General features: G+C 61.4%; 22 protein-coding genes and 1 tRNA gene. 9 read left to right on the top strand and 14 right to left on the bottom strand.

All coding sequences use genetic code 11. The features are described 5' to 3' along the window. Window positions 1-14 precede the first annotated feature (14 nt). A complete protein-coding gene (locus GLP43_RS08260; RefSeq protein ID WP_336885972.1) occupies window positions 15-1352 on the bottom strand; it encodes a zinc ABC transporter substrate-binding protein in 1338 nt (445 codons plus the stop codon). A gap of 200 nt (window positions 1353-1552) precedes the next feature. Here GLP43_RS08260 and GLP43_RS08255 point away from each other — a divergent pair, with 200 nt between their 5' ends. From GLP43_RS08255 to GLP43_RS08245, 3 genes are read left to right on the top strand one after another with little or no spacing between them, the layout of a single operon-like run. Continuing rightward, window positions 1553-2035 (top strand): Fur family transcriptional regulator, encoded by a 483-nt coding sequence (locus GLP43_RS08255; protein WP_237278935.1) that lies wholly within the window; start codon window positions 1553-1555, stop codon window positions 2033-2035. Further along, window positions 2032-2820 carry a metal ABC transporter ATP-binding protein gene (locus GLP43_RS08250; RefSeq protein WP_237278934.1) on the top strand — a complete coding sequence of 263 codons (789 nt, stop codon included), beginning with the start codon at window positions 2032-2034 and terminating at the stop codon, window positions 2818-2820. The genes GLP43_RS08255 and GLP43_RS08250 overlap by 4 nt, the downstream gene beginning before the upstream one ends. Then, the gene (locus tag GLP43_RS08245; protein ID WP_237278933.1) at window positions 2813-3604 is read left to right on the top strand and encodes an iron chelate uptake ABC transporter family permease subunit; all 792 of its coding nucleotides are present in this window, start codon (window positions 2813-2815) and stop codon (window positions 3602-3604) included. Before GLP43_RS08250 ends, GLP43_RS08245 begins: the two co-directional genes overlap by 8 nt. 80 nt (window positions 3605-3684) lie before the next feature. Here GLP43_RS08245 and GLP43_RS08240 read toward each other — a convergent pair whose 3' ends face one another. After that, a complete protein-coding gene (locus GLP43_RS08240) occupies window positions 3685-5145 on the bottom strand; it encodes an MHYT domain-containing protein (protein ID WP_237278932.1) in 1461 nt (486 codons plus the stop codon). A 69-nt stretch (window positions 5146-5214) separates the two neighbouring features. Here GLP43_RS08240 and GLP43_RS08235 point away from each other — a divergent pair, with 69 nt between their 5' ends. Continuing rightward, window positions 5215-5388 carry a hypothetical protein gene (locus GLP43_RS08235; protein ID WP_237278931.1) on the top strand — a complete coding sequence of 58 codons (174 nt, stop codon included), beginning with the start codon at window positions 5215-5217 and terminating at the stop codon, window positions 5386-5388. Between the two features lie 75 nt (window positions 5389-5463). Here the strand turns inward: GLP43_RS08235 and GLP43_RS08230 are convergent, their stop codons facing one another. The 5 genes from GLP43_RS08230 to GLP43_RS08210 are packed head-to-tail and all read right to left on the bottom strand — an operon-like array spanning window position 5464 to window position 8336. Next, window positions 5464-6450, bottom strand: a complete 987-nt coding sequence (locus GLP43_RS08230; RefSeq protein WP_237278930.1) for an energy transducer TonB — start codon at window positions 6448-6450, stop codon at window positions 5464-5466. Then, window positions 6447-6836, bottom strand: a complete 390-nt coding sequence (locus GLP43_RS08225) for an ExbD/TolR family protein (RefSeq protein WP_237278929.1) — start codon at window positions 6834-6836, stop codon at window positions 6447-6449. The genes GLP43_RS08230 and GLP43_RS08225 overlap by 4 nt, the downstream gene beginning before the upstream one ends. Before the next feature lie 3 nt (window positions 6837-6839). Beyond that, complete coding sequence (locus tag GLP43_RS08220) at window positions 6840-7184, bottom strand: ExbD/TolR family protein (RefSeq protein WP_009826705.1); 345 nt, start codon at window positions 7182-7184, stop codon at window positions 6840-6842. A gap of 28 nt (window positions 7185-7212) precedes the next feature. After that, a complete protein-coding gene (locus GLP43_RS08215; RefSeq protein WP_237278928.1) occupies window positions 7213-7905 on the bottom strand; it encodes a MotA/TolQ/ExbB proton channel family protein in 693 nt (230 codons plus the stop codon). Continuing rightward, window positions 7905-8336, bottom strand: a complete 432-nt coding sequence (locus tag GLP43_RS08210; protein WP_237278927.1) for a hypothetical protein — start codon at window positions 8334-8336, stop codon at window positions 7905-7907. Before GLP43_RS08210 ends, GLP43_RS08215 begins: the two co-directional genes overlap by 1 nt. A 27-nt stretch (window positions 8337-8363) precedes the next feature. Here GLP43_RS08210 and GLP43_RS16325 point away from each other — a divergent pair, with 27 nt between their 5' ends. Then, window positions 8364-8489, top strand: a complete 126-nt coding sequence (locus GLP43_RS16325; protein ID WP_272903184.1) for a hypothetical protein — start codon at window positions 8364-8366, stop codon at window positions 8487-8489. A 72-nt stretch (window positions 8490-8561) separates the two neighbouring features. On the opposite strand, the gene GLP43_RS08205 is transcribed toward GLP43_RS16325, so the two are convergent. The 6 genes from GLP43_RS08205 to phnD all read right to left on the bottom strand — a co-directional run bounded on the left by GLP43_RS08205 (window position 8562) and on the right by phnD (window position 13308). Beyond that, window positions 8562-8867, bottom strand: a complete 306-nt coding sequence (locus GLP43_RS08205; protein WP_237278926.1) for an SH3 domain-containing protein — start codon at window positions 8865-8867, stop codon at window positions 8562-8564. Window positions 8868-8982: 115 nt separating this feature from the next. After that, on the bottom strand, window positions 8983-9894 hold the full coding sequence (locus GLP43_RS08200; RefSeq protein ID WP_237278925.1) for an HAD-IIA family hydrolase: 912 nt from the start codon (window positions 9892-9894) through the stop codon (window positions 8983-8985). Continuing rightward, a complete protein-coding gene (gene phnE / locus GLP43_RS08195) occupies window positions 9891-10700 on the bottom strand; it encodes a phosphonate ABC transporter, permease protein PhnE (RefSeq protein ID WP_237278924.1) in 810 nt (269 codons plus the stop codon). Before phnE (GLP43_RS08195) ends, GLP43_RS08200 begins: the two co-directional genes overlap by 4 nt. Further along, window positions 10697-11491: a phosphonate ABC transporter, permease protein PhnE gene (gene phnE, locus GLP43_RS08190; RefSeq protein WP_237278923.1), complete on the bottom strand. Its 795-nt coding sequence runs from the start codon at window positions 11489-11491 to the stop codon at window positions 10697-10699. The genes phnE (GLP43_RS08195) and phnE (GLP43_RS08190) overlap by 4 nt, the downstream gene beginning before the upstream one ends. Beyond that, window positions 11488-12273 (bottom strand): phosphonate ABC transporter ATP-binding protein, encoded by a 786-nt coding sequence (phnC, locus tag GLP43_RS08185; protein WP_005852760.1) that lies wholly within the window; start codon window positions 12271-12273, stop codon window positions 11488-11490. The genes phnE (GLP43_RS08190) and phnC overlap by 4 nt, the downstream gene beginning before the upstream one ends. Window positions 12274-12327: 54 nt before the next feature. Beyond that, on the bottom strand, window positions 12328-13308 hold the full coding sequence (gene phnD, locus GLP43_RS08180) for a phosphate/phosphite/phosphonate ABC transporter substrate-binding protein (RefSeq protein WP_237278922.1): 981 nt from the start codon (window positions 13306-13308) through the stop codon (window positions 12328-12330). A 165-nt stretch (window positions 13309-13473) separates the two neighbouring features. Here phnD and GLP43_RS08175 point away from each other — a divergent pair, with 165 nt between their 5' ends. The 3 genes from GLP43_RS08175 to GLP43_RS08165 all read left to right on the top strand — a co-directional run bounded on the left by GLP43_RS08175 (window position 13474) and on the right by GLP43_RS08165 (window position 17192). Continuing rightward, on the top strand, window positions 13474-14268 hold the full coding sequence (locus GLP43_RS08175; protein ID WP_237278921.1) for a DeoR/GlpR family DNA-binding transcription regulator: 795 nt from the start codon (window positions 13474-13476) through the stop codon (window positions 14266-14268). A 170-nt stretch (window positions 14269-14438) separates the two neighbouring features. After that, a complete protein-coding gene (locus GLP43_RS08170) occupies window positions 14439-16496 on the top strand; it encodes an ATP-binding protein (RefSeq protein ID WP_237278920.1) in 2058 nt (685 codons plus the stop codon). Window positions 16497-16625: 129 nt separating this feature from the next. Beyond that, window positions 16626-17192, top strand: coding sequence for a hypothetical protein (locus GLP43_RS08165; RefSeq protein ID WP_237278919.1), 567 nt, complete (start codon window positions 16626-16628; stop codon window positions 17190-17192). 90 nt (window positions 17193-17282) lie between these two features. Here the strand turns inward: GLP43_RS08165 and GLP43_RS08160 are convergent. Beyond that, window positions 17283-17358 (bottom strand) — tRNA-Thr (locus GLP43_RS08160). A gap of 127 nt (window positions 17359-17485) precedes the next feature. On the opposite strand from GLP43_RS08160, the gene GLP43_RS08155 reads away from it, so the two are divergent. Continuing rightward, a complete protein-coding gene (locus GLP43_RS08155) occupies window positions 17486-18361 on the top strand; it encodes a hypothetical protein (protein ID WP_237278918.1) in 876 nt (291 codons plus the stop codon). Window positions 18362-18374: the final 13 nt, after the last annotated feature.

The following is an 18374-nucleotide window of genomic DNA, read 5'->3' as shown; positions in this document are numbered from 1 at the left end:
GCCCAAAGCGGAGCTTACTTTGCCAGACAGCTGGTAAAGGCTGCGGCGAGATCGCGCAGCAAGGCGGGGTACATGTCGGCACCCGGTGCCAGCTCAGCACCCAAAGGATCAAGCGAAGCGGATTTCAGCACCGAGCCATCTTGCAGCGCGTCGACCAGCCCGGAGTTGAACTGCGGTTCGGTAAAGACGCAGGCGGCCTGAGTATCCTTCACCACATCACGCACCTCGGCCAGACGCGCGGCACTGGGAGCGGCCCCATCGCTCAGCGAGATCGACGCACTTGCCTCGACATCAAAGCGGGCTTCGAAATAGTGATAGGCGTCGTGGAAGACGATAAACTTCTGCCCCCGAAGCGGCGTCAGCTCGGCCTGAATGTCGGCTTGAAGATCCACCAGCTGCGCTTGGGCCTGCGCGGCATTGCCTGCGTAAAGCGCTGCGTTTTCAGGGTCTTGCTCGGACAAGCGAGCGGCGATGACGTCCAGCCAGACAATCGCGTTCTGCGGATCAAGCCAGATATGCGGGTCCAAAGCGCCGGGTGCATGATTGTGCCCTTCGTGAGCGTCTGCCTCTTCATGTGCGTCATGGTCGTGGTCGTCGTGTTCTGCGTGGTCATCGTGACCTTCGTGGTCGTCATGGCCTTCGTGGTCGCCGTGATCATGCCCCTCGTGATCTTCGTGATCGCCGTGGCCTTCATGGTCGTCATGACCCGCGTGGTCGTCGTGGCCCTCATGATCGTCGTGCCCCGCATGATCATCTTGGCCCGCATGAGCGTCGTGGCCCGCATGATCATCGTGGCCCGCATGATCGTCGTGGCCCGCATGATCGTCGTGGCCCGCATGATCGTCGTGGCCCGCATGATCGTCGTGGCCCGCATGATCGTCGTGGCCCGCATGATCGTCGTGGCCCGCATGATCGTCGTGGCCCGCATGATCGTCGTGGCCCGCATGATCGTCGTGGCCCGCATGATCGTCGTGGCCCGCATGATCGTCGTGGCCCGCATGATCGTCGTGGCCCGCATGATCGTCGTGGCCCGCATGATCGTCGTGGCCCGCATGATCGTCGTGGCCCGCATGATCATCATGGCCCTCATGATCGCCGTGGTCATGGGCTTCGAACGCGACGCCGCTGCGGTTGGTCAGCAGGCGGATACCCTCTACGTCTTGCAAGGTCAGACGTTCAGCCCCTTGCGCCAAACCGTTCAGGGGTTCTTCAAGCCACGGGGCCAGCGACGGGCCGACCCAGACCACCAGATCGGCCTTGGACACCGCGCGCGCCTCGCTGGGGCGCATGGCATAGCTGTGGGGCGACGCGCCTGACGGGATGATTAGATCGGGGCTTCCTGCCCCCTGCATGACCATAGACACCAACGAATGTACCGGCGCAATATCGGTGGCGACACGGGGCACCTCTGCATGGGCCAGACCGGCAGAGAAAAGAAGGGTGGTGCAAAGCAAGCGGCGCATGGGCGGGGTCCTATGAATTGTTATACTATAACCTTGATAGATTACACGTTATAACATATCAACACCGAACCCTGCTACGGAGGCGAAATATGTCGACCCTTGGATTTGAAACGCATGATCACGGTGCCTGTGTCGAAGACGCATTGGCCGCAGCAGAGGCGCGGTGCGCGGCCTCTGACTTAAGGCTCACCCCCATCCGCCGCCGCGTGCTGGAACTGCTGCTGGCCGAACACCGCGCCATGGGGGCCTATGATATTCTGGGGCATCTCTCTGCCGAAGGGCTCGGGGCGCAGCCGCCCGTCGCCTATCGCGCGCTGGACTTTCTGGTGAAAGCGGGGCTTGCTCACCGGATCGAGGCGTTGAACGCCTATACCGCCTGCAGCCATGTTGGCGCGGACCACACACCCGCATTCCTGATCTGCCGCAGCTGCCAGTCGGTCGCCGAAAGCGACACGACGCTGACCCAAGGGCGCTTGGGCGATGCGGCCCGCGCGGCGGGGTTCCAGATTGAACGCACGGTGATCGAGGCGCAGGGCCTTTGCCCCGCCTGTCAGGACGGAGCCACCGCATGAGCCTGATCGCCACCCAGAACCTGACCCTGCGCATTGGCGGGCAAACGGTGCTGCGCGATGTCGATATCGCTGTTGAGCCGGGCGAGATCGTGACCATCGTCGGCCCCAACGGGTCGGGCAAGTCGAGCTTGCTGCGGGCGTTGATCGGCGCGCTGAAACCCGCGTCGGGCACGATCACCCGTGCCGCGGATCTGCGCATCGGCTATGTCCCGCAGAAGCTGCAAATCGACGCGACGCTGCCGTTGACGGTGCATGGCTTTTTGAACCTGCCCCGCCGCCAGCCCCGCGATACCATCGCGCAGGCGTTGCTGCAGGCGGGGGTCACGGATCTGGCGAAAAAGCAGATGACCGACCTGTCGGGCGGCCAGTTCCAGCGCGTGTTGCTGGCGCGGGCCCTGCTGAACAAACCCCATATCCTCATCCTCGACGAGGCGACGCAGGGGCTGGATCAGCCCGGCTCTGCCGCGTTTTACCGCCAGATCGAAGAGGTACGCCGCGACATGGGCTGTGCCGTCTTGATGGTCAGCCACGATCTGCATGTGGTGATGGCGGCTTCGGATCGTGTGCTGTGCCTGAACGGTCATGTCTGCTGCGAAGGCACCCCCGAGATCGTCGCCGATGCGCCGGAATACCGCGCGTTGTTCGGCACTGGCACCCAAGGGGCACTGGCGCTTTACCGGCACGAACATTCGCATTCGCATGATCATAGCCACACCCACGACCATGCGCAGGGCCATACCCATGGTGCCGGCTGCAACCACGCCCATGGGGACCAAGATGCTTGATGACTTTTTGATACGTGCCGGGCTTGCCGGTATCGGTGTGGCCTTTGCAGCCGCGCCTTTGGGCTGTTTCGTCGTCTGGCGGCGCATGGCCTATTTTGGCGATGCGACCTCGCACGCGGCGTTGCTGGGGGTCGCGCTGGCCTTGGCGTTTGAGTTGCCGATTTTCGCGGGGGTGCTGCTGATCGCGCTGTCGATGGCGCTGATCGTGACGGCCCTGAACGGGCGCAGCCTGGGCACGGATACGCTGCTGGGGGTGCTGGCCCACGGGGCATTGGCCATCGGCCTTGTGGCGGTGTCGCTGCTGCCGAACCAGCGCGTCGACCTCAGCGCCTATCTGTTCGGAGAGATCCTGGCCGTGACCAAGACCGACCTTGCGATCATCTGGAGCGGGGCCGTCCTGTCGATCGCGCTGCTGGTCTGGCGCTGGCAGGCATTGCTGTCGTCCACGTTGAACCCCGATCTGGCGACGGCCAGCGGGGTCAATCCGCGCCGTGAACAGCTGATATTGACGCTGGCGCTGGCGGTGACGGTTGCGGTCGCGATCAAGGTGGTCGGCGCGCTGCTGATCGCGGCGATGCTGATCATCCCCGCCGCCGCCGCCCGCCCCTTCGCCCGCACGCCCGAAGTCATGGCGATGACCGCATGTATCATCGGGGTGATCGCCGCCTTGGGCGGGCTGGCCGCGTCTTTTGCACTTGATACGCCCACTGGGCCCAGCATCGTCAGCGTCGCGGCGGTGCTGTTCATGCTGTCCTCTGGCGTCGCCCCGTTGCTAAAACGCTAGGCGGTGATCTGCACACACACACCAAGGGCCGCAGCATCACGCTGCGGCCCTTGGTGTTTCGGGGTGTGTCCCTGCTTCGATCAGGCGGCTGCCGCAAGGGACTGCGACGGGCGCCCGGTGCTCACCAGACTATGCGGGAAGAAGACCGAGAACTTAGTGCCCTTGCCCACCGTGCTGGAGACCGAGATATCGCCCCCATGCGCCAACGCCAGCTTCTTGCAGATCGCCAGCCCGAGCCCCGTCCCGCCTTCAGAGCGGTTGTCGGCGCTTTCGATCTGGGTGAAGGCCTGGAAGATCGATTCCAGATCTTTCTGTTCCATCCCGACACCATTGTCTTCGACCTCGAAGCGGAAGCCGCCGCCGTCCACTTCGGCCCGCAGGAAGATATCCTTGCCCTTGGAAAACTTGAGCGCATTGCCCACCAGATTGATCAGGATCTGCAAGCAGCGCCCACGGTCGGCGGTCACATCAAGGCTGCCGGCGGGGATATGCAGGGTCACGTCCTTGCCCTGCGCCATGCCCTGAAACTGGTCCTCGACCTGCGCCAGCAGCGCCCGTGTGGGAAATGTGGTCTTGGCCAGTTTAATGTCGTTCAGCTCGATGCTGGTATAGTCGAGAATATCGTTGATGATCGTCAGCAGGTGGTTGCCCGCGAATTTGACGCGCTGGCCGTAAAGCTCTGCCTGATCGCCGATGATGTTATAGTGTTTTTCGGTGATCGGCTCACCCGGCGACAGTTTGGCCGTCGTCGTGGTCTTGAGCTTAGTCAGGAAGCCCGCATAGCCGATCACGATGGTCAGCGGCGTGCGCAGTTCGTGGCTGAGAACGCTCATGAATTCGGATTTCGCGCGGCTCGCCCCTTCGGCAGCGTCGCGGGCTTTGCGCAGCTCTTCGATGCTTTCCATACGGGTCCGGTTTTCGATGAAATAGGTGAACAGACCGCCAAGGGTGATTGTCGTCGCCGTGCCTGCGATCACCAGTGCCAGCAGCTTGTATTCTTCGGGGTTGGTATAGCCGGGTTTCAACCCAATGCAGTCCACGCTGAATGCGGCCATGCCGATAAAGTGCAACCCGACAACGGCCAGCGTCAGCGCGCCGGTCATTTGCAGCCCGCTCCACCGCGAGGTGCGCCCGCCGAGATAAAGCGCGATTGTTGACAATATCACCGCGAGAACAAAAGAGCCGATGACATACCCACGGTCCCAGGAGACCACGCCTTCAACGCGGTAAGCGATCATGCCGATGTAGTGCATCGCCGTGACCGCCACGCCAAAGATCGTACCGCCGATGATCGTGCTCGCGAGCGACCGGAACATGCCCGCCACCATGATGCCGATGGTTGACCCTGCAATCGCAATCAACAGCGATACAAAGGTCAGTTGCAGGTTGAACGTCACCGGAGCCGAAGGCTGATACGCGAGGATTGCGATGAAATGCGTACACCAGACTGCAACACCAGCAGTGATCGCGGCCAGCAAATACCAGATCAGCGCCTGGCTGCGTGGCCGCCCCAAGGCGTGCTGGTATAAACGTGATACCACCCAAGCACCAAAGGCGCAAAGCAGCCCTGCCAGAAGAACTAATCCAATGTCGTGATCATGATGGATTGTATGGGCAACTTTGAACATGTCGGCGTACTCTACCTGTTGATTACCGGACAGTTAATCGGCGGAGAAAACGGCAGATTTGAGGCGTGTTTACGTTATACTAGTGGTAACCAAGAAAAATTACCGGTCTTTTTTACCATGGGAAACAACAGCTTGCAGGGCGTCAATCCGGCTTAAATGGCCAGTATATAAGGGCTGATGCCGCCGCGGCGGCTGCACTTCAAGCAAGGCGTACGGGGCTGAACGCCCCGCCTATTGCCCTTTGATCTTGATGGAATACTGTCGCCGCGCGCCAGCAGGGGGACGCGGGAAAGGGGCGGCCTTGCGGATCACCGATACCGCCGCCCGGTCCAGCGCGGCAGAGCCGGACCCACGCGCCACGGATACAGAAGCCAAGCCGCCATTGCTGGCGATGGAAAAAGCGATCGTCGCGGTGCCGGTGGTCCGGACCCGCGGCTTGCCCGCCCGCGAGATGCGACGCATGACCTGACCGGGGTAGTTGCTGGCGGCGGCATTGCCTTGCGCCGATGCCGCGGCTTGGCGTTTGCCGGTGCTCGTGGATTTGGCCGATGCGCTTTGACCCGACGAAGACCCTTTGGTCGCATTGCGCTGCGCATTGCCACGTGCGGCGGCTTGCTGCGTTGCTTTCTTCTTGGCGGCTTGCTGCTCTGCCTGACGGCGTTCACGCTCCGCCTGCTCTTGCTTGGCGCGGGCCTGGGCGATCTTGGTAGCGGTTTCAGGGTTCTTGCGCATGGGGCGGCGCGACAGGACGGGGGCGTCGCTGTCGGGGTCTTGCGCCTGCAGGGTTTCAGGCGGCGGTGCGACTTGCGCGCTCTCGGATGGGGGCACGGCCAGCGGCGCGGGCACCAAAGCGGCGGGTGCTGCGGGGGCTGCAGGCGTCACCGCTGCCACATCGGGCGGGGTCACGGGCTGCGCCTGCTCCGGCGGGGTGACCGGCTCGGCCTGCTCGGGCGGGGTTTGTTCTGCTGTGGTGGGGCGCAGGGGTTCTGCGGCGGTGGGGGCCTCGGCCACGGGCGTCTCTGCCGGTTCTGCCGGTTCCGGCGTGAGCGTGCCCACGGCCATATCCTCGAAACTGCTGCCCATCATCGCCTCGACCGGCGCACCGCCCCCTTCGATCGCGATCTCATCTTGCGGCAGCCCGATGGTGACCGCCCCCGCGACGATCCCGACCGCCAAGGCTAAAGAGACCACTTTCGCTGTAGGAGAATGCGATATCATTGCAGTGCCCTTTGCGTGACGAGCATCACCTTTTGCGCCCCCGCCGCGCGCAAGTCGCGGGTCAGCGTGACCAGCGTCTCGGCGGGCAAAGCACGATCAGGCACAAGGCGTATGATCTCGCGGCCTTCGTCAGACAGGCTGGCGACATAGGACGCGGCATCCACGTGCTCCGCGCCTTGATAGGTCAACCGCCCGTCAGGGTAGATCACCAAAGCGTCCGGCGGGGCCTGCCCCTCAAGCGCGCGGGTCTCGACCAGTTTCAGATCGGGGTCCAGCGGCTGCGCCAGGGTGCCCGCGACCATGAAAAAGACGAGCATCAGAAAGACGATATTGATCAACGCGATGGTCGGCTCACGCTGCGGTTTGGATTTGGCAAATCGGCGCATCTGTCAGCCCCCCAATACCGACACCTGCAAGGCAGGCATCTCGCGCAGTTTGACCAGCACATCCGTCAACCGCTGCGCGTCCACATCCGCCCCGAGCGAGACGAGCAGCACGGTGCCCTTCTCGGCCTCGGCCAAGGATGATCCGGCCAGCGCGTCCAATGCGATTTCGTCGCCATTCAGACGCAGGGTATCGGGGCCAAGCTGCAAGAACACCGGCTTGGCATCGCTGGCCTGCGCGACCGCGCCCGAACCGGCAGCGGCCAGCGGCACCTCGGAGAACTTCGAGAAGGTCGAGGTCAGCATAAAGAACAGCAGCAGCAGAAAGATGACATCAATCAGAGAGGTCATCGACAGCCGCCGTCTGCGCGTGCGCGGCCTAGCCATGTGCGGCGACCATTTCGGGCGTCGGCGCTGGCGTGGCTGCGGCAGGGGCTGGCACGTCGTTGGACGGATTCAGCACCGTGAGGATCGCCTTATCCGCGATCACCCGCTCCGCCTCCATCCGCTGTTCGAGCCAGCTGAGGATCAGTGCCGTGGGCATCGCCACGACCAGACCAACAGCCGTGGTCAGCAGCGCCACCCAGATACCCCCCGCAAGGATCGACGGATCGACCTGCGATCCGGCGGCTTGCAGCGACCGGAAAGCCTCGATCATGCCCAGAACCGTACCGAACAAGCCCAACAAAGGGGCGAGCTGCGCCACGGAATCGAGAAGGCGGAAACCGGTTTCGAGCTTGGCAAAACGCGTCTCTGCCTCGGCTTGCAAACGCTCTACGCCTGCGCCGCTGCCCCTGCCGTTCGACACCATCGCCATCTTGATCACGGGGGCGAGGTAGCTTTTCGACCGGCCCAAAGCCTCGCGGGCGGCGGGTTTGTCGCCACGGTCCCATGCCTCCACCGCTTCGCTCAGCGCCTTGTGCCGCCCCACGGCAGAGCGCCAAAACTGCCAGACCTTATAAATCGCCACCGCCAGCGTCAGCACGGCGACGCCCATCAGGACAACAACAACCGGTCCGCCGGTTTCAGCGATCTGGCGAAACGACGCGATCAGTGCAGAGAACATATCCATCAGCCCAGAACCTCGATCGACGTGCGCGATGAGGGCAGCAGGCCGGTGTCACAGACGCCGCTGGCGTTGCCGCCGGTCTCGCAGGCGTTGGCCCCGTTGAACAGGATGCGGCCCAGGCCTTCGCAAGTGGTTTGCGGCACGACGAACTGGCGCACGCGCGGGCGGGCCGGTGGCAGGGTGCCGAAATCAAACAGCGTCAGCCGGTCCACCTGCCCTTCGGTGTCAAACAGCACCGCCTCGTAGATGATCTTGTCGACAGACGTCTCTAGCCCGTTGGTGATCATGAAGGTCAGCTTGCACGCATCTTCGGTGGTCTCTGCCGCGTTCAGCTCGACCGAGATTTGATCCTTGATATCGGTCTCTTGCGCGGCGACCAGCGGGGCTGCGATCACAAGGGGCAGCGACAGAATAGCGGTACGGAAACGGGACATGGGACCTCCTGACCGTGGGATGAAACGATGAGATTTTTGGCTAAGGCGCTGTGGGCACCTATGGCTCTGGCGCGGCGCAGCGGGCAAACAGCCCTTTTGGCACAGCGCGATTGCGCCGTGCCTAGCAAAGATCACGGCAAGGCGCAATCCTGACTTTAAACATCAACTATTCAGGAATGCACGCGCCGGCGACAAACCGCAACGGTAGCCCCTGCGCCGCCCGTATTACCGAAGCTTGCGCAGATAGGCCCAGGACACGTGACCGCGCACGCGGCGGGCCTGATCAAGCGAGACGTCGCACCAGCGCGTGCCGCCGGTTTGCTGACAGTCATGCACCTGCAAAATGGTGCCGTTGGGCAGGCCAAGCAGCACGATGAACCCCGTCCCCGGCCCTGCCCGCATCTTGAGCATGTCATCCTCACCCACGCCCGTTACCTCGAAACGGCCGAGCGATCCTGCGGTTGCGGGGGTGGCCCCCAAGGTGGTCGCGATCACGAATGCCGATATGGCGGCGGTCACTGCTTTGCGCATTTTTCTTGCCCTTGTTCTGATAGCCTCGGGTCCGGTGGTAGCCTGTGGGGGCCACAAAATAAACCGTGATATCGCGCAAAGGGTCATGATCCGCCGATGCGCAGGGGCGCGGGCGTCAGATGTTGGGGACGATGAAATCGGGCGACAGACCAGCCTGCGCGATGGCATCCGGTACATCCAACCCCGTGAGCGCGCCATAGCCCGTGACCAGCGCCGTGGCAAAACCCGCCTGCGCGCCGCCCAGAATATCGGTATGCAGCGTATCGCCGACCATCAGCACCCGTTCGGGACGCAGGGCGCGATTGAACCGGCCGAGGGCGATGTCAAAGACCTGCCCGAACGGCTTGCCCAGAAACACAGGCATCACACCGGTGCGATCGGCCAGCCGGTGCGCAAACCAGCCCGGTTCCCGCGAGAGGCCCGTTTCGCGCGGTGCCACCAGATCGGGGTTACCCACCAGCACCGGTCGGGGCGCGCGTTTCAGCGACGCCTCCAGCAATGTCTGCCGACGGTCGGTCCAGCCGTCTGCGCCCACCAGCAGGAACCCGTCCTGCGCACCGTAGCTTTCGACGTCATCCCCCAGCACAGTCGTGTTCAGCGTCGCCAGCTCCCCCAGATCGACGGCGGGGTTGATCATCACGCCCCATCGGCACGGCGGCAGCCCCGCTATATGCGCGGTCAGTGCCTCGCGGCTGGTGGTAACCTCGCATGCGGTGAAATCAAACCCCAGACGGGCATAGCGGGCCATCATATGCGCCTTGGGATAGGCGGCGGAGTTTGACACCACGCCAACCGCCTTGCCCGCCGCCCGCAGCGCCGCGATGGTATCGGTCGCACCGGGGATCGCGGTTTCGCCGACGTTCAGCACGCCGTAGGCGTCAAACAGGATCAGATCGAAGCGCAAAGCGATGTCGGTGAACACGCCGGTTTCCGCCAGACCGCCCGCAGCAGTGCGCGGCAGACGGTCGGCAATTTGTAGATACCGCGCAAAGGCGCTTTGCGGGTCGACGCCGATGTTCTGGGTCACAGGATACGGCGGCGCAGATAGGCAGAGATGACTTCCCCCACCACCACCAGCGCGATGATCGCCAGCAGGATGGTCGCGACCTCGGGCCAGTTGAACGTGTCGATGGCACCTTGCAGGATGATCCCGATGCCGCCAGCGCCCACCAGCCCCAGCACGGTGGATTCGCGCAGGTTGATATCCCACCGCAGAATGGCAACGGCCCAGAAAGTCGGCATGACCTGCGGCACGATCGCATAGACGATGACCTTAAAGCGCGACGCGCCCGTGGCCTCAAGCGCTTCGACAGGGCGTGTGTCGATCTCCTCTATCGCCTCGCCCAGCAGTTTGCCGATAAACCCGATAGAGCGGAACATGATCGCCACGATACCGGCCACCACCCCCGGCCCGAAGATCGCCACAAACAGCAGCGCCCAGATGATCGTGTTCACCGACCGAGATGTCACAAGGATCAACCGCCCCAGCCACAAGGTCGCGCGGTTCGGCGTGGTATTCTGCGCCGAGATATAAGCGACGGGCAGCGACAGCAGGACCGCAAAAGTGGTGGCGAATGTCGCGATGTTCACCGTATCCCACAGCACCTTGAGGATGGTTTCCAGATTACTGGGGTCCGGCGGATACATCCGGCTGAACAGATCGCCGATCTGTTCAGGTGCGCCCCAGACCCAAGGCCAGATCACCTCTATCGACGTGAGCGCCCAGGCGATCGCCAACCCGCAACCCAGAAAGATGGCATAGCGCATCATGCGTTGTTTGAGCGTAAAGCGGGACCAGTCGTCGCGTCCGAATTGCATAGAAAGTGAGGTCATTGGATACGCTTTCGGATAACGCCGCTGACGGCCTCGGAAAAGAGGATCACCCCGACGATGACCATGGTGATGGCAAGGGCAAAGTCATAGTCATAGCGCCCAAAGGCATTGGCGAGCGTCGCACCGATGCCCCCTGCCCCCACGATCCCCACCACGGCAGAGGCCCGCAGGTTGGAATCAAGCTGGTAGATGGTCAGACCGATCTGGCGCGGCATGATCTGCGGGAAGATCGCGTAAGATAGCGTCGAGAAATACGGCGCACCGGCGGCGCGCATGGCCTCGACCTGCCCAAAGTCGATCTCCTCGATCCGCTCGGCCAGCATTTTGGCGACAAAGCCGATGGAATAGACGGTCAGGGTCAGCACACCGGCGAACGGCCCGAAGCCAACGGCCTTGACGAAGAGGATCGCGACAATGACCGGATGGAAGCTGCGCGCGATGATGATGATGGCCCGGCCCAGATAGAACACGGGCTTGGGGGCCACATTGCGTGCGGACATAAAGGCGATGGGGATCGACAGCAGCACGCCAAGCGCCGTGGCCAGCACCGCGATCTTGAGGCTTTCGAGAAACCCGTCGATCAGCAGACCGCTGCGTTCAAAGCTCGGGGGAAAGGCCCCGCCAAAGATCTTGCCTGCGCGGCCGATACCTTCGGCGACGCGGCCCCAGTCGATGGGCATGGTCAGCCCGACCCAGCCGAAATAGGCGATAACGCCCAAATATACGGCCCAACGTAGCACGGGGTTGGCGATGAAGGGCGGCTTGACCCAAGTGTCGCGCGGCGCGGTCATGATGCGGCTGCCTTGTCATCCGGCCCGCCGCTGCGGTCGGCATGGGGGCTGCCCGCATAGATCGCCTCCATCGCGGCGGGGTCCAGCATGTCGGGTTTGTCGTCAAAGATGATCCGGCCATAGCGCATGCCGACGATGCGGTCGGTGTATTCCTTGGCCTCGTTCACATTATGGATGTTGATCAGCACCGGCAGCTTGAGCTCGCGCGACAGGTCGCGCAGCAGGCCCATGATCTGTTCCGATGTCTTGGGGTCAAGCGATGCGGTAGGCTCGTCCGCCAGCAGGATATCGGGCTCCTGCATCAGGGCGCGGACCACGCCGACACGCTGACGTTCACCGCCCGACAGCTGGTCGGCGCGGGTGTCGGCGTAATGGGCGATGCCGACACGTTCCATCAGCTCGTAAGCGCGGCGGATGTCTTGCTTGGGATAGCGCCGCGTGATGGCGGACCATGTTGAAATATACCCCAGGCGGCCCGACTGGACGTTCTCCATCACGGTGAGACGATCGACGAGGTTGAACCCTTGGAACACCATCCCGATCTTGCGCCGTGCGGCACGCAGGTTCTTGCCCCGCAGGCGGGTCAGGTCGGTGCCGTTAAGCTCGATTGTGCCCGACGTAGGTTCAACCAAACGGTTGATGCAACGCAGCAACGTGCTTTTGCCCGCACCAGAAGACCCGATGATGGACACGACGCTTTCGCCCTCAATGGTGAGGTCAAGATTCTTGAGGACCGGATCGCCAGAGCCGTAGCGTTTGACGAGGTCAGTAATTTTCAACATGTAAGATACCTTATGCGCGAGGCCGACCCATTGGGATCGGCCTCGACGGAAAAATCATTCAGCAGCAAGGCCTTGTGGCGTGTATTCAACACCATTGGCAGACTGGATCTGGCGAATGACGGCCCATTGGTCTTTATAGGTGATCGGGACGAATTTGCTCACGCCCGAAAACTCTTCGCCCAATGCGGTGCCGGTGAAATCGTAGCTAAAGAACGCTTCTTTGATCTTGTCCTTCAGTTCGGGCGTCAGGTCGTGGGCTACGCCGTAAGATGTCGTGGGGAACGGATCGCTTTCCCAGACAATGCGCACCTCGGCAGGGTCATAAAGCCCGCGTTCCGCCATGCGGTCCACCACTTCGGACGCAACCGGTGCCGCATCATAGTCACCCGCGACCACACCCAGCATGGATTGGTCGTGGCTGCCCGAGTATGTCACTTCGTAGTCCTGATCCGGCACGACGCCCAGATCAGGGAACAGCGCGCGCGGTGCCTGATTGCCGGAGTTCGACGTGGGCGATGTATGCGCGACGCGTTTGCCAGCAAGGTCGGCCATCTCTTTGATATCGCTGTCGGCTTGGGTGTAGACCTGCAGCTTGTAGCCGAACTGCCCGTCTTCGGAGCCCATGATCGCGAAGGGTTCAACGCCTGCAAGGTTCACAGCAAAAGGTGTGGGTCCGGTCGAGAAGCCCGCGATATGCAAACGGCCCGAGCGCATGGCTTCGACTTCGGCAGAGTTGGATTGGACGGCAAAGAACTGCACCTTCTTGCCGGTCACCTCGGACAGGTGGTCGATGAAGGGCGTCCAGATGTCTTCGTAGATCGCGGGATCTTCGACCGGTGTATAGGCAAAGACCAGCGTCGACGGGTCTTTGAGCATGCTTTCGTCCGTGGGCGCGTCGGCCACCAGATCGCCGTTGGCGTCACAGAACATCGCGTCCAGCGCGCCGCGGTCGGCGCATTCTTGGGCCAGTGCGGTGGTGCCAGTCATGGCAAAAGCGGCCATCAGGCCCGCCGTGATAAAGCTGCGTTTGATCATCTTGTTTCTCCTCCCCGAGAATACCCGCGCAGAGTGTACTGCACGATTAATTACGCGATACGAGCATTGAAGCTTTCGATTCGCAACATTTTCCGCCTAATAATTTGGCAAGTGCCAAATATTGACGGTCGGACGCATCGCCCCTCCGCCGAAAGGAACCGCAGCATGGATACCGGAACGGAACGCCGAAACTTGCGCAAAGCAGAGCGCCACGCGCAGATTTTACTGGAACTGCGCCTTGCCCCGCATGTGCGTGTGTCGGACCTAGCGGCCAGCTTTGATGTGACCACCGAAACCGTCCGCCGCGATATTGCCGAGCTCAGCGCGCAGGGGCTGTTGCAGAAGTCCTACGGCGGGGCCTCCCCCCGCGCGCCGGGGGCGCAAAGCGTGCTGGATGAACGGCAGCGCGAACATGTGGATGAACGCCGCCAGATGGCGCAGCTTGCCGCGAAACGGGTGACAGACGGGCAAACGCTGATGATCGACGCAGGCGCCACGATGATGGAATTCGCGCGGGCGCTGACTCTTTCCGGCGTGGCGGCGACGGTATTAACCAACAGCCTGCAGGTCGCGATGATTCTGGGGGCCTCCGACAGGGTGCGGGTCATCATGACCCCCGGCGACTATATGAATGCAGAGGCCGCGCTGACCGGTACTGCCACCTGCGACTTTCTGCGCGGCTTTAATGTCGACGCGTGTTTCCTTGGGGCATCCGCGCTGGATGAAACCGGCGTGAGCGAGGCCATCGCAGGCTTTGCCGAGGTGAAACGCGCCATGCTGGACCAAAGCCGCGCCGCGCATTTCCTGATCGACGCCAGCAAGTTCGGCAAACGTCACCTGACGCAGGTTACCCCGCTTGAGCATTTGGGCCATCTGATCACCGATGCAGCACCCAAGGACGGGCTTGCCTTAGCGCTTCGACAGCATCGCACCCCCGTGATCAGCCCCGAAAACGCCTGACAGTAACCGGCATGACCGCTTTGCGCAAAAGTCTACAAAATGCCTCGATTGCGCCCGTATTTTGTCCGTTCGATAAACAATGATGCAGTCAATAAAGGGGACAAAGGCAGGCAAACCAGCAACGACAGAACGTCGTGCGGTGTCCTACCTGGACGGAAGAGGGTGGTATTTTGCTCAACAAGTTTACGGGGTATTTTGCCTCAAAGGTATTCGTCGTTCTGACGATCGTCTTGCTCGCAAGCGTCGGCGGGATCGCCTATTCTATCGTCAAGCTTGACCGCGACAATCACCTCGCGGCCCTGCGTCTGGAGGTCGAGCAAGCGCTTCATTCGGTGGCCGACCAAATCCAGCTGCGCTTCTTCGAGGCCGTGCTGGTCGCAAAGAATATCGAAAGTACGCTTGCCGTATCGGGCGAGATCAACGAACGCCAGATCGCGCGGACCGTCAGCGACCTGCAACGTCACAACCCCGACGTGATCGCCGTCGCTTTGGCTCCTAACTTATCGATTACACACAGTTTTCCGCAAACAGATAACCGCGAGACAATCGGCGTCAAATACTGGCAACTGCCCGCCCAGATGGCCAGCGTCGCCCAAGCCTACCGCACCCGCTCGCCCGTGGTGGACGACCGTGTAAACCTTGTGCAAGGCGGGACCGGCTATATCATGCATTACCCTGTGTTCCTGCCAAACGCCGAATTGAACACCGATCAGTTCTGGGGCGTGATCTCTGTTGTGATGGACCAACAAGGGCTGCTGCAAGCGCCACAACACGACTTTGCCGACCCCGAACAATACAATTTTGAACTGCACCCTCTGAAAGCGTCAGGGTTGGTAGAGGCCCTACCCGATCACCGTTTAAGCGCGCTGAAAGACAAGCCGATTGTCACCACCTTTAGCGTTCTCGGCACCAAATGGGAGGCAGCAGTGCGCCCCGCCGCAGGGTGGCCCGCCTATTCGCCGCAAAGCCAGAACCTCGTCGCTATCGCCCTCATTTCCGCCTTATTGTTGCTTGGCGTGCTGCTCGCATTCCGCAAGATGGCGGTGAACCAAAGCAACGCCCACGCCCTGCTGGCAGAGGCGGTGGACGCGATCGACGAGGGCTTCATCGCCTTCGACGATCGGGAACGCGTGATGGTGGTGAACCAAAAGTACCGCGACTACCACCCCCAGATCGCCGATCTGATTGTCCCCGGTGCCACAATGGGAGAGCTGGTGGTCAACTGGGCCAACCGCACCGAAAGTCTTAGCGGATCGAAAAGCAAACAGGCCTGGGTACGCGAGCGGCTGCAACGTTTCCGCAATCCGGGTCAGGCGTTCTTGCAAGACATCGGCAACGACAATTGGCTCAAGGTGACAGAGGCAAAGACCCCCCACGGATATACCGTCGGCATCTGGACGGATGTGACCGCCGAAAAACGCGCACAAGAAGCCGCAGAGGCTGCCGACCGCGAGAAGACCGAGTTCTTGAACAACGTATCGCACGAACTGCGCACGCCGCTGACGGTGATCTTTGGCCGCGCCTCTTTCATGCGCCACAGCGAAAAGATGCCCCAAGCGCAGCGTCTGATGACAGCATTGACCGCGGATGGCACAGGCTGTCCTCAATCGGCCGCCGCCGCCGTAGAGTACCAGCGCTTCATGTCGGAACAGGGGGCGGGCATTGCGGAATCCGCGCAGCATATGATCCGTTTGGTCGAAGATTTGCTGGACTGGACCAAAGTATCCCGCGGTCAGCTTGAACTGGACATGGCCCCGACCCAGCTAGATGATATCGCCCGCACGGTGACCCAAGAATTGCTACCGGTTGCAGAGGCCAAGGGACTGACCCTCACCTACGTCGGCGACGGCCCCGCCGCAGCTGTGGCTGACAAAGTCCGCGTCAAACAAATCCTGTACAATCTGATCACCAATGCCATCAAATTCACCAGTGAGGGCAAGATCAACCTGTCTATGCTGCATTCCACCGACAAGATCGTATTCAGTGTCAGCGACACCGGAAACGGCATCGCAGAAGAAGACGCAAGCCGCGTTTTTCAGCGTTTCCAGCAGGTTGACGGATCAATGACACGGCAAAACGGCGGTTTAGGGCTGGGGCTGGCCATCTCTGAGCAGCTGGCAGAGTTGCACGGCGGATCGCTGTCACTGGAAAGCAAACTGGGCGTTGGCAGCACCTTCAGTCTGACGCTGCCCTGCACCGGCGCGACCGATATCCAGACGACGGCTTGAAGCGCAGAGGGGCGTGTTACTTTAAATTCTAAAGATAAATATTTGGGCAAGCGCCGGTTTCGCGCATATAATGACCTAGCGTAACGATGATCCTGTTTATGACCTGAAATTTTTCCAAGGGCATTTTCATTGGACCTCAAGACAAACAGCTATGTCGTTGACAGCAAAGATCGGATCATCTCCGTCGGGTCCGAATGGGATGCCTTCGCGATAGAGAATGACGCGCCGGGGGCGACCTCCACCCATGTGCTGGGGCGGGAGATTTGGGATTTCGTCGAAGGGGCCAACACCCGTACCTATCTGTTCGGCGTGTTTCAGGCCTGCCGGATCGAACAGCAACTGTTCAGTATCCTTTACCGCTGTGACGGGCCGGATGTGCGGCGGTTGTACCGGCTGACGATTTGGCCCTCCCCCGACGATAGCCTGACCATCGGCAGTATGCTTGTCCATGCGATCACCAACCCCCCTCACCCTACGATCAGCGCCTTCGAGGAATACTACGATACCACGCGATGTTCGGTCTGCTGCGCCTTCCAGATCGGCGACAAATGGATCGATCTGCGCACCCCGCCAGATGCAGATAACTTCGCAAAAAGCTATTCAATCTGTCCTACCTGCAAAGAAGCGGCACAATTGGAATTCGTCCGGATGAAACGCAAATCCAACATCATCCCCCTGCCGCGCAGCAAGCATTAGACCGACGCCCCACGCACTATAGCACCCCACAAACGGACGCATGCGGTGTCACACCAAGTTCAGGTATCGTACTGTAATGTAATGATTAAGTGGTGCCCCCACACGGACTCGAACCGCGGACCTACTGATTACAAATCAGTTGCTCTACCAGCTGAGCTATAGGGGCACTGAGGGAGCGTTTAAGAGATTGCTGCGGGCCGTGCAAGAGGGGAAATGTCAATTTTTTGCAGTTTTACACAAGTCGCAGGACAGGCTATTGGAAAGCCGGTATCAGTAAGGGTGAGAAGACGTTCATGCAGTTGATTTTGCACACAGGTGCCCATTACACCGAAGAAGACGGGCTGCTGAAAAGCCTCCAGTCGAACCACGATCTTTTGGCGCAGGCGGGCACGCATGTGCCGAGCCCCACGACCTATCGTGGTCTGTTTCGCGATACGTTGAATGCGATGTATAAAACATCTGCCTCGGATGGGGCGCGGGATGTTTTGCTGGACGCGGTCATGGGGGAGTCTGACGCGGATCGGGTGATCTTTTCCGACGCGAACTTCTTTCGCACCCCGGCGACGGCGGTGGTTGAAGGGATGCTTTATCCCGCCGCGCCTGTGCGGATGATGCGCATGGCGCAGCTCTTTCCCGAGGATGAACTGCAGATTTTCATGGGCATCCGCAATCCTGCGACCCTGCTGCCGGTGCTGTATGATGTGTCGGCCGATAAATCTCCGCCGCAGTTCTGGGGCGACAAGGATCCTCTGGATGTGCGCTGGTCCGACACGCTGGCGCTGCTCCGCGATTCTGCGCCAGAGATTCCCGTGACCGTATGGTGCAACGAAGACGCCCCCCTGATCTGGGGGCAGATCATGCGCGAGATGGCCGGGCTGCCCATGATGGCCCCGTTGGACGGGGAATTCGACCTGCTGGAAACGATCATGCGCCCCGAAGGCATGAAACGGTTTAAATCCTATCTGGCCTCCCACCCCGAGATGACGACGGCAGAGCACCCGCGCGTGATCGCGGCGTTTCTGGACAAATACGTGATCGACGACGCGCTCGAGGAAGAGCTGGACATGCCCAGCTGGACCGAAGAGCTGGTCGAAGAGATGACCGAGGTATACGACGAAGACGTTGCGCGCATTCAGGAAATTCCCGGCGTACGGGTGATCCTGCCATAACGGCGGGATCACC

The sequence above is a fragment of the Sulfitobacter sp. M39 genome, assembly GCF_021735935.1.
Lineage (GTDB): Bacteria > Pseudomonadota > Alphaproteobacteria > Rhodobacterales > Rhodobacteraceae > Sulfitobacter.
This window is presented reverse-complemented; position numbering and strand designations above follow the sequence as displayed.